Below are 11640 nucleotides of genomic sequence, written 5' to 3' on the forward strand. Positions count from 1 at the left end.
GATTCTTTAAATATTTTTCATAAGTACTTAAGTAAAACTAATTTTTTAGTTATTCTTTATAAATCTAAATTTACAATCATTTTTCATAAATTTATCGCTTTTTAAAACAATTAAACACAATCAAATAATTAGCTATTTTTTAATACTAAAACCCATCCAACCTTTCACATTTCCTTCACAATTCTATCGACAAATCCAATTAACACAAACTGTACATATAAATAAGAATTATTATTATTCGCATAACCTTTATGATTTAAAGTCCTGAAATTATGTCTTTCATCAAAACCCGCAAGAAAATTGTATCGTCTGCAATTGCTTCTTCTCTCTCTGTGATAGCAACCGCTGCTATCGCACAAGAACAAGTTGAAGTATTAAAAACTATTAATGTGCATGCTGAAGCAAATCAAGCAGAATCATTGAAAATAGATCAGTCTGCGAACGCGAAATTTGTAGCTCCGCTAAAAGATACGCCAAAATCGGTGTCAATTCTTTCCCAAAAGCTACTTCAAGAAACGAATTCAAATACCCTACTCGAAGCTCTACGCAATGAACCAGGTATTACACTTGGTGCTGGTGAAGGCGGCGTTCCATATACAGATATTCCTTATATTCGTGGTTATAACGGCCAATCTTCTATTTATGTTGATGGTGTTCGTAATGCAACAGCTCAAACTCGTGACATGTTTGCGATTGAACAAGTTGAAGTCATCAAGGGCTCAAGCTCTGCTTTAACTGGGGGAAGCGGGATTGGTGGCAGCATTAACCTTATTCCAAAAATTGCCCATGAAGGTAATGTTTATCAAGGATCTGTTGCGGGTGGTACAGACAACTACCGTCATATTCAGCTTGATGCCAACAAAGACTTTGGCAATGGTGTTGCTGGCCGTGTTGTTGTTATGGGCCATGAAAATGACAAACCTGGTCAAAGTAATGGAGCCGAATACGCTCGTGTTGGTATTGCACCGAGCCTAGCGCTCGGCTTAGGTTCTGCAAACCGAGCTACATTAAGCTATTACTTCTTAAAAAGTAATGATGAACCTGATTCAGGTATTCCATTCAATAACCCAAACCTTGTTAATAATGATGGTACACCGAAATCAAATGTTCCTGCTGGTGCAGAAAAAGGAGATGGTAAGCCTGTCGCTGTTAAGCAAGGAGCATATTATGGTTGGAAAGCGCGTGATTTCGACAAACGCGAAAACCATATTGGCTCATTGAAGTTAGAACATGACTTTAATGATGATCTAACACTTAGTAACACAGCAAGCTATAGCCGCTCTAAAGCAGACTATATCTACACTAACCCAGATGACTCTAAGAGCAACATTTATAAAAATCAAGTTTGGCGCCGTGTTACACAATCTATTCGTGAAACAGAAGCGTTCACAGATCAACTATCTTTAGCCGGGAAACTTCAAACTGGTCAGCTTACACATAGTTTTAATGTAGGTGCTGAATATAGTCGTGAAGAGACTGAACGTGGCTCATATAACATCATCTACCCTGGTTATAAGGGAACAACGACAACTGGCTTTGATAATACGTGTAAAAATAATGATGGGTGGTGTACCAGTTTAACAAATCCATCTGGGAATGCCCCATGGTTAGGTTCATTAACAACGAATCCAAAACAAAGAACATCAACCAATGAAACAGTATCAATTTATGCTTTAGATAGCATTGAATTCAATAAATACTGGTTGCTCAATTTAGGTGCGCGTTGGGATAAATTCGATTCAGAGTTAAAGTTCAATAAGGACTACATAAGTGGTAACACTACTACGCCTGCTGGAACTGTGTATACCAATGACTCTGATTTCTTCTCGTATCAAGCTGGCGTAGTATTCCGTCCAACTGAACATGGCAGTATTTATGCAAGCTATGCTACCGCTGCTAACCCAGTAGGTATGGATGCTGATATTGATGGCCTGTCTGCATCGAATCAGGCTTTAGATCCAGAAAAAGCTCGTACTTACGAAGTGGGAACAAAATGGAGCCTTTGGGAAAATCGCGCGAATGTTACAGCCGCAATTTTCCGTACCGAAAAGCAAAATACGCGTATTGCAGTTGATGCAAACACCACAACTAATGCTGGTGAAAGTAAAGTTGATGGTTTTGAGCTTGGTTTAACTGGTCATATTACCGATAAATGGGAAATGGCTGTAGGTTATAGCTATCTTGATAGTGAAGTTGAAAAAGCTGCCTACAATGCTGTTGCTCAAGAAGGCAAACCTCTACCATTCGTTGCAAAAAATAGTGCAAGCTTATGGACCACTTATAAAGTTCTACCAAAACTAACCGTAGGTGCAGGTGCACAATACCGTGACCAAGTGTATGCAAACACAAATCCAAATACCGCATTGACTTCAACCAAAATCTTACCTGCATTCACTATTTACAATGCAATGGTTCAGTACAAAGTTGATGAAAATGTAGATCTACAATTAAATGTTAATAATATTTCTGACAAACGTTACTTTACTAGTGCCCATGCAGCTCATTATGCAAATGAGGGTGAAGGTCGTAACGCAGTGTTAGCAATTAACTTTAAATATTAATCCTAAATCCCATAATATTTTTATGGATTTCATTTAGTTTCCTATAAAATAGCCTCATCATGAGGCTATTTTTACAAATAGAATATATCTTAAAAGGTGTTTGCCGTGATTCATCATATCCCCAATGTTTTAAGCAAAGAGCAAGTTGCCGAGTTTCGTAAGCTCATGGAAGATGCCAATTGGGTAGGTGGGAAAGTGACTGCCGGCACCTTGTCTGCTTCTGTGAAAAGAAATCAGCAACTCTCAGAACAAGATCCCCTTACTCATCATTTAAGTGATCTTGTCATCAAAGCAATTTGGCAAAATCCAGTGTTTCAGGCCGCAGCCCTACCCCACAAAATTATTCCACCACTTTTTAATCGTTATGATGAACATGAAAGCTTTGGTTTCCATGTAGATAACTCGATTCGCCTTATCCGTGGAACTTCTGAACAGCTACGCACTGATTTATCTTGCACATTATTTTTAAGTGAACCAGATGAATATGAAGGTGGTGACCTAGTGATTGAAGACACTTATGGTTATCACGAAGTTAAATTACCGGCAGGTGATGTCGTGCTCTACCCGTCTACTAGCCTGCACGAAGTCAGTAGCATTACCACAGGTACTCGTTTTGCTTCTTTTTTCTGGGTACAAAGTTTGGTCCGTGACGATAGTAAACGTCATCTTTTATTTAATCTTGATGAGAGCATTCGAGAACTACGTAAATCACACGGCGATAACTATTCAGAAGTCATGAAGCTGACCAATATTTATCATAATTTAATCCGTATGTGGTCAGAACTGTAACTATATTTATTTTTGCCTTTTTAAGAGCAGATAATCTTTTTTACCTTAATAAGGCAAAAATATGAAAATTATTTCCCACAAAAAACAAAACAGCGCAAAATTAGAAAATTATTTTCTAAACAACTTAACTAAAATTATGATAAGAATTTTGCACAAGGTGTAATCATTCTTTAGATGTGATATATCTAAATAACAAGATTACCTGCAAACCACCAAACTTATTATTTCATGGTCTAGAGATGAAAACGAATTACTTGTTTGCCCCGCCTACTCAAGCAAGACATCATCTGCAACTCCTGATGCTGCGCCAAGCGCGCGTATAAAAATTTTGTCTGCTTTTTAAAGCAGCACTTTGAAATTCCCTTTAATTTTTCTAAATTAGATACCATATATTAAGTAGAGACGTTGCCTTTTAAATATATCCAGAGCAACCGCGCTACGAGACAAGGAGTTTTCTCATGATGTTGGCTGACCCTAGCAAAAAATACCGCCGTATGTACCAGCGTGTGGATTTACCAGATCGCCAATGGCCAAATAACGAAATTACAAAAGCGCCAATCTGGATGAGTACGGATTTACGTGACGGTAACCAAGCAATTTTTGAACCAATGAACATGGAACAAAAATTCAAAATGTTCAAAATGCTTGTGAAAATTGGTTTTAAGCATATTGAAATCGGTTTCCCTTCTGCATCTCAAATTGACTTCGATTTTACTCGCATGTTAATCGAAGAAAATCATATTCCTGATGACGTATACATTGAGGTTTTGGTTCAAGCACGTGACCATTTAATTGAACGTACTTTTGAATCTTTGGCAGGTGCTAAACGAGCGATTGTACATATTTATAACTCGAACTCTCCAACCTTCCGTCAAAAGGTGTTGAATGTAGATGTTGATGGCGCAAAACAATTAGCAATTAATGCTGCTCAAAAAGTTAAAGAGTATGCGGCTCAATATCCTCAAACAGACTGGATTTTCCAATACAGCCCAGAATGTTTCTCTGCAACTGAATTAGAAGTCGCTAAAGATGTCTGTGATGCCGTCACAGAAATCTGGGATGCACGTCCAGATCATAAAGTTATTTTAAACTTGCCAGCGACTGTAGAAGTTTCTACACCAAATGTTTATGCAGACCAAATTGAATGGATGCATCGTAATTTGGCACGTCGTGATGGTGTAATTATTTCTGTTCACTGCCACAATGACCGCGGCTGTGGTATTGCTGCATCAGAACTTGCCATTATGGCTGGTGCTGACCGTGTTGAAGGCTGTGTGTTCGGTAATGGTGAACGTACAGGTAACGTTGACGTTGCAGCTATTGCATTGAACATGTATACCCAAGGTGTAGCACCAGAGTTAGATTTTTCTAATATTAATGAAGTGATTGCAACGGTTGAAGAATGTACTGGTTTACCTGTACACCCTCGTCATCCATATGCAGGTGATTTGGTATTTACTGCATTCTCTGGTTCACATCAAGATGCGATTAAAAAAGGCTTCGAGTACCAGAAAAACGAAGAAATCTGGGATATGCCTTACTTACCAATCGACCCGAAAGATTTGGGCCGTGACTACGATGCTGTAATTCGTGTAAATAGTCAGTCTGGTAAAGGTGGTATCGCTTATTTATTAGAATCGAACTACAACGTTGTATTACCACGTCGTTTGCAAATCGAATTCAGTCAGGTTGTTCAACAATATGCTGATGAGAACGGTACAGAAATTAACGCTAAAGAAATCTGGACCTTATTTAAAGACGCGTATGTTGATGTGAAAAACCACCATTACACAGTCAAACACTACAAGTTATCTGACATTAATGGCACTCAAATTATCGAACTTGATATTGATGTCGAAGGTGAAACACAACAACTTCGTGGTGAAGGTAACGGGCCAATTTCTGCATTCTTAAATGCTCTTCAATTACCAATTGACGTATTGAACTATGAAGAACGTAGTATTAGTTCAGGTGCAAATGCGAAAGCCTTAACTTTAATTGAACTTCAAGTAAAAGGTACAGGTAAAGGCTCATTTGGTGCTGGTGTTCATGACAATACAGTCACCTCATCAATTGAAGCAATTATTGCGTGTACCAACCGTTTGATAGATCAAGGTGTTTTAAGTACAGATCAGGTTGTTGCCGCCGCTGTTTAATTAAAAAAAAGACTTTGGAAAGGATACCTAGCTTGGTATCCTTTCTTTTTATTCCTGAAAGATTTAAAAGGCGAAATGTTCCCGTGTCTTTTCCAGCTGATTCAGTGGGGTTAGTCACTCCGCAAAAGTTCCAATTTGAAGAACCATTACACCTTGAATGTGATCGTGTTTTGCCACGTTTTGAACTAATGGTCGAAACTTACGGCACTTTAAATGCTGATAAATCAAATGCAATTTTAATCTGTCATGCTCTTTCCGGACATCATCATGCAGCGGGTTATCACCATGAAGATGATAAAAAAGCTGGATGGTGGGATAGTTGTATTGGCCCGGGTAAGGCAATCGATACAAATAAGTTTTTTGTAGTTTCGCTAAATAATATTGGTGGTTGTAATGGCTCAACTGGCCCGACCTCACCAAATCCTGAAAATGACAATCGCCCTTATGGACCTGATTTCCCATTAGTAACGGTACGCGACTGGGTTAAAACTCAGGCCATGCTTTCTGACCGTTTGGGTGTAAATGTCTGGTATGCAGTGGTTGGTGGATCATTAGGAGGCATGCAAGCACTACAATGGTCCGTAGACTACCCTGACCGCCTACAAAAATGTGTGATTATTGCCAGTGCACCAAAGCTTTCAGCACAGAATATTGCATTTAATGAGGTTGCTCGTCAGTCAATCTTGTCTGATCCAGATTTCCATCATGGCCGTTATTTAGAAAATGATAGTTACCCGAAACGCGGACTAATTCTGGCTCGCATGGTCGGTCATATCACCTATCTTTCAGAAGAAGCCATGAAACAAAAATTTGGCCGTGATTTAAAATCTGGCAAATTTATGTACGGTTTTGATGTCGAGTTTCAAGTCGAAAGCTATTTACGTTATCAAGGTGAACAGTTCAGCCGTAACTTTGATGCCAATACCTATCTCATCATGACTAAAGCTTTAGATTATTTTGACCCATCTCGTGAGTACGGTCATTCTTTAACTGAAGCGATGGGTAAAACTAAATGCCAGTTCTTGATTGTCTCGTTCACAACTGACTGGCGTTTTGCACCAAGCCGCTCACAAGAAATTGTAGATGCACTTATTACCAATCATAAGCCAGTAAGTTATCTCGACATTGATGCTGAACAAGGACATGACTCGTTCTTATTCCCGATTCCACTGTATGTCAAAACCATGCGCGCTTTCTTAGGCGGTGAAGAACACTTAAAATCGACATCACTGGAGGCAAGCTAATGCGTATTGATCAACAACTGGCAGAAAAGTGGATTAAACCCGGCTCAAGCGTACTCGATTTAGGGTGTGGTGACGGTGAATTACTCGCTCATATGAGCCAAAAGCATCAAATTCGTGCTTATGGTTTAGAAATTGATCAAGAAAAGATTGCAATTGCCGTCAGTCGCGGGTTAAATATTATTCAACAAGATTTGAATCTCGGCTTAAGCCGCTTTGCAGACCAGTCCTTCGACTATGTGGTTATGGCACAAGCTTTGCAAGCCGTAGATGCACCCGATGTTTTATTAAGAGACATGGTGCGTGTGGGTAAACAGGCAATTATTACTTTTCCAAACTTTGCGCATTGGAAGACTCGCTCTTTTCTTGCATTAAAAGGAATGATGCCTGTATCGGATGCTCTACCATATATGTGGTATAACACCCCCAACATTCATTTATGTACATTTAAAGATTTCGAAGCACTATGTGCTGAAAATCAGATACAAATTATTAATCGACTCGCCGTCAATGGAAATCAGCAGGGAAGCCTGTTAAGCAAACATGTTCCGAATTTGTTTGGTGAAGTCGCTATTTATCGAGTGAGTGCACTATGAAAAAGACATTATTTAGCACACTATTTGCAGGACTGCTAAGTATGCAGGCTCATGCAGATTATATCGCCCAGCCACAATCGGTTGCGAGTCAGGCTGCACGTTTTTCAACAATGGGGATTAACGATCTTCAGAAAGCAGCAAAAGCTGGTCAAGCAGGCGCACAGTTTTATCTTGGTACACATTATCAATATGGTAAAGATGTAGCAAAAGATGACAAACAAGCTTTCGCATGGTTTAAAGCAGCAGCTGATCAAGGTTTATCACCAGCACAATTAAACGTAGGCCGCATGTATGCCGATGGTATTGGTGTTAAAAAAGATGAGTCTATGGCTCGTAAATACTTTGAAAAAGCAGCAAGCAATGGTGATAACCGTGCAAGCTATAACCTTGCTATGATGGAAGAGCAAAAGAAAAACTACGTTGGTGCTTACCAGTGGTATGAGCTTTCAACTCGTGATGGCATGCTCGACAATAAAGTGATTAGCCTATCTGAAGGTAAGAAAACTGCTCTAGCAGCGAACTTAACTCAAGAACAAATCCGTACAGCGCGTGACCGTGCAGACAAATGGATTCAAGCACAATAATAACGGTTCATCCGTAAAAAACCTTACTCGACTAAAGCCACCTTGTATGCTCTACAAGGTGGCTTTAGTTTAGGTTGTCCCATTTTATATTCTATTTATTTCCCTCTATATCCCCTCTTAAAAAACACGTAACATAACTCACGTTCGATATTAGCTATAAAGTTTGGTTTTATTATGTCTACCCCACATTGGTTTGATCAGGGCAGTTTAGTTCTTGCCAGCAATAACAAAGGTAAAGTCGCAGAGTTTGAAAAACTTTTTGAACAGCTTAATTTACCAGTAGAAATTATTCCTCAAGGTCGCCTTAATATTCCTGATGCAATTGAAGATGGTTTAAGCTTTATTGAAAATGCCATTATTAAAGCTCGTCATGCCTCTAAAATTTCAGGTAAACCTGCTATGGCTGACGACTCTGGTATTTGTGTACCAGTCTTAGGCGGCGCACCTGGTATTTATTCAGCACGCTATGCTGGAGAACATGGTGACGATGCAGCCAACAATGCCAAATTATTAAATGACCTTTTACCCTACCGTAAAAATGGTGAAGTGATTGAAGGTATGTTTGTGTGCGTACTTGCTTTAGTCACTCATGCTGAAGATCCTTTACCACAAATTTTCCAAGGTATTTGGCACGGCGAAATTTTAGAAGCGCCACGTGGTGAAAATGGCTTTGGTTATGACCCATTGTTCTGGTTGCCTGAACTACAAGTTTCTAGCGCTGAGTTGTCTAAAGAAGATAAGAATAAGATTAGTCATCGTGGACAAGCGATGCAGTTATTTAGAGAGAGCTTACAGAAGTAAGCTGATCACATGGCCACAATATGCAGCGTTAGAATATATTAAACTTTGTATAGGCAGACCTTACTTTTCAAAGATGAAAAAGTAAGCAAAAATCTTTTGTTAGACTGATGGTACGTTCATGTACCACAGTCTAACTGGCGGCATCCATGTCGCCTTCGCACAAGCAGATATAGGGGAAAAATTTTTAAATTAATTATAGTGGGAAATGCAAAAATACCGCATAAATCGCAATAAAAATACAACTCACAATCGTCCCTGAGGCAATATAAGCCGCCGATCTTCCCGTCCCTTGATAATGTGTTTCTAGCGCTACAATATTGGCTGCTGGCGGCAGACAGAACATTAAAAACATCACTCCAATTTGCTGACTGATATTTGGAATGGGTAAAAATCTATAAGTTAAGCCACAAAGAATAAACCCGCACACTACTTTAAATGCTTGAGCTTTTGTACTGTAAATTAAGTCTTTTAAATGCACTCGGGTACGGCGTAGCCACATTCCCAGCACACACATACCAGCAAAAGTCATGACAAACTTGGCAACTTCATATACCCAATGTATAGCAGGATGCTCGATATGTTGAGCACCTAACGACCTAAGTAAAAGTGCACAACATATTGAAATACACGGTGGAGAAGTTAAAACCTTTTTTAATATGTTGAGCTTACTTTGTGGTGCAGTGGTGACTGCCGTAACAGCCCATGCATTGCCAAAAAGAGAGGCTCCAATATATAGCGCAACAATAGGTGCCGTAGCATCAGGGCCAAATAAAGCCATGGCAAAGGGAAAGCCAAGCCACCCCATGTTGGTATAACTTACGCATAGCGCTAACAATCTGTCTTTAAATAAAGCTAAATAAGCAAAGAAAATAAGAAATGCTGAACCGAAGCTAAACAGCATTAAACTCAAACTACCTGGCTGATAAAATACCATGTTGTAAATAATAACAATTGGAATCAATAAACGGGAAAGCCAAGCTGAAAGAACAGGTTTTAACGTTTCTGAAAGAGAAGTCTGAGCAAGTAAAAGTCCAGTGATAAATGCCAATATTGGCAATAATAACGCCACATTCTCTCCATTTGCTCATCAAAACCAGCTTGCTATGCTACACCTTTTCAAAATGAAATGTACTCTCCATTTCAAGTAATTTAAGTGACTCTTTTCAAACTATGTATAAATAAAAAAACAAGATATTCAGTTTATAAAATGAACTTTTTAGGTTTTGACAGTCATTCATTGTCTTAAAAATGACATATAAATGTCACATTCCTGTCATGGCAACCTGTTGATATAAAGCAAACTGAAAAGAGGTATAAGATCATGGCCGGTTTATCTATTTGGCATGTCGTTATTTTTGCAATTGTCGTTATTTTATTATTCGGTACGTCTAAATTAAAAAATATCGGTAAAGACGTAGGCGGTGCAGTAAAAGACTTTAAAAAATCAGTTCGTGAAGAAGATGAGACCACTGCTCTTAATACTCCACGTACAATTGATGCCCAAGTCAAAACACCTGACAGCACATCAGTAAAAAGCTAAAGGTTTTCGACCATGCTTGATGTAGGAATGACAGAGCTACTCTGTTTTGCAATTATTGCAATTTTAGTTTTAGGTCCAGATAAACTTCCAGAAGCTGCACGCTTTGCTGGTCGTTGGTATGTTCGCCTAAAACGTTATATTACCAATTTGCAAAATGAGATTGATCAAGAGTTGCGTCTTTCTGAGTTTCGAAAAGAAATGCAAGAAGAACTCAACCGCATTGAAGCACTAGAACGTAAAGTACAACAACAGCTTGAAGAAATTCAAAAGCAGAATATTTCTGAAAATATAGATAAGGCTGAGGCAACCAAATCAGTGCCCCAACCTATTCGGATATGTCTTCCTATATCAGGCCATTATAAAGTGCCATACATTAGAAAATTTATGCCTTTAGCATCATCAACTGATATTTCAGAGACATCACCTGTTAAATTGAAGATTGCCGTATGAACCAACTGCCTTCAACCACTGTAAATAATCAGGAAAATTTAGACCAAATGCCAATCATGAGCCATTTGGTCGTTTTACGACGTCATTTATTTAGGATTGTCGGAGTAACCTTATTTTTATTTTTTTGCTTATTACCATTTAGAAATAATACTTACCAATTACTATCCGAACCTTTGAGGCTGCAACTTCCAACCTCCTCGTCAATGATTGCAACCGATGTCACTGCAACATTCATGGCGCCTTTTAAACTCAATTTATTTGTCGCACTTGTGCTGGCAATGCCATTTATTCTGTATGAAATCTGGTCATTTGTTCGTCCAGCGCTGTATCAAAAAGAACGTCATTTAGCACTACCATTACTCATCGGTAGTATTGTCTTGTTTTATGCGGGTGTTGCTTTTGCATATTACATTACTCTTCCGGCAATTTTACATTTCTTTATTAGTGTATCGCCTGAAACTGTTGCACCGATGACGGATATTAATAGCTACCTAAGCTTCTGCTTAAAGTTATTTTTAGTATTTGGACTGACTTTTGAAATTCCAATCGCTACGCTTCTCCTTATTTTAATCGGTGTGGTAAATACAAAAAGCCTTGCTGAAAAAAGACGTTTTATTATTGTTGGATGTTTTTTTGTAGCGATGTTTATTACACCGCCAGATGCAATTTCAATGGTGATGTTAGCAATTCCAATGTGGTTGCTTTTCGAACTTGGCCTCCTCTTCGGTAAAATTCTTGAGAAAAGAAAAGCCCACTCTGCTGAATAAAATGATTTCTAAGGAAAAGCCTGGACCTACAAGTTCAGGCTTTTTTATGTAGAACACTTTTTAATCTACAAAGCAATAAACTGTCTTCAAAGTGACTTAAAAATGTAAGAAAAGTGTCATTTTCAGTCCATAGAATCAACTCAACAAATATACCC

11 protein-coding genes are annotated in these 11640 nt (G+C 38.7%); 10 read left to right on the forward strand and 1 reads right to left on the reverse strand.

What is annotated here, in order from left to right; translation table 11 throughout:
• Positions 1-272: 272 nt before the first annotated feature.
• The 7 genes from WBW42_RS00680 to rdgB all read left to right on the forward strand — a co-directional run bounded on the left by WBW42_RS00680 (position 273) and on the right by rdgB (position 8728).
• Positions 273-2561, forward strand: a complete 2289-nt coding sequence (locus WBW42_RS00680; protein WP_002115056.1) for a TonB-dependent receptor — start codon at positions 273-275, stop codon at positions 2559-2561.
• 105 nt (positions 2562-2666) lie between these two features.
• Positions 2667-3350, forward strand: coding sequence for a Fe2+-dependent dioxygenase (locus tag WBW42_RS00685; protein ID WP_002114934.1), 684 nt, complete (start codon positions 2667-2669; stop codon positions 3348-3350).
• Positions 3351-3808: 458 nt separating this feature from the next.
• Positions 3809-5506, forward strand: a complete 1698-nt coding sequence (leuA, locus tag WBW42_RS00690; RefSeq protein WP_005066113.1) for a 2-isopropylmalate synthase — start codon at positions 3809-3811, stop codon at positions 5504-5506.
• An 83-nt stretch (positions 5507-5589) separates the two neighbouring features.
• A complete protein-coding gene (metX, locus tag WBW42_RS00695; RefSeq protein ID WP_017482028.1) occupies positions 5590-6750 on the forward strand; it encodes a homoserine O-succinyltransferase MetX in 1161 nt (386 codons plus the stop codon).
• Positions 6750-7343 carry a methionine biosynthesis protein MetW gene (metW, locus tag WBW42_RS00700; protein WP_001217230.1) on the forward strand — a complete coding sequence of 198 codons (594 nt, stop codon included), beginning with the start codon at positions 6750-6752 and terminating at the stop codon, positions 7341-7343. Before metX ends, metW begins: the two co-directional genes overlap by 1 nt.
• On the forward strand, positions 7340-7927 hold the full coding sequence (locus tag WBW42_RS00705; protein ID WP_005804213.1) for a tetratricopeptide repeat protein: 588 nt from the start codon (positions 7340-7342) through the stop codon (positions 7925-7927). Before metW ends, WBW42_RS00705 begins: the two co-directional genes overlap by 4 nt.
• A gap of 174 nt (positions 7928-8101) precedes the next feature.
• Positions 8102-8728 carry an RdgB/HAM1 family non-canonical purine NTP pyrophosphatase gene (gene rdgB, locus WBW42_RS00710; RefSeq protein WP_017482027.1) on the forward strand — a complete coding sequence of 209 codons (627 nt, stop codon included), beginning with the start codon at positions 8102-8104 and terminating at the stop codon, positions 8726-8728.
• Positions 8729-8921: 193 nt separating this feature from the next.
• On the opposite strand, the gene WBW42_RS00715 is transcribed toward rdgB, so the two are convergent.
• On the reverse strand, positions 8922-9797 hold the full coding sequence (locus WBW42_RS00715) for an AEC family transporter (RefSeq protein WP_032056239.1): 876 nt from the start codon (positions 9795-9797) through the stop codon (positions 8922-8924).
• A gap of 252 nt (positions 9798-10049) precedes the next feature.
• Between WBW42_RS00715 and WBW42_RS00720 the strand changes: the two genes are divergently transcribed.
• The 3 genes from WBW42_RS00720 to tatC are packed head-to-tail and all read left to right on the forward strand — an operon-like array spanning position 10050 to position 11485.
• On the forward strand, positions 10050-10268 hold the full coding sequence (locus tag WBW42_RS00720; RefSeq protein WP_002114991.1) for a Sec-independent protein translocase subunit TatA: 219 nt from the start codon (positions 10050-10052) through the stop codon (positions 10266-10268).
• Between the two features lie 12 nt (positions 10269-10280).
• Positions 10281-10718 (forward strand): Sec-independent protein translocase protein TatB, encoded by a 438-nt coding sequence (gene tatB, locus WBW42_RS00725; protein WP_002114889.1) that lies wholly within the window; start codon positions 10281-10283, stop codon positions 10716-10718.
• A complete protein-coding gene (tatC, locus tag WBW42_RS00730) occupies positions 10715-11485 on the forward strand; it encodes a twin-arginine translocase subunit TatC (protein WP_017398798.1) in 771 nt (256 codons plus the stop codon). The genes tatB and tatC overlap by 4 nt, the downstream gene beginning before the upstream one ends.
• The last annotated feature ends 155 nt before the right edge of the window (positions 11486-11640 follow it).

It is taken from the genome of Acinetobacter sp. LT1, from assembly GCF_059800965.1.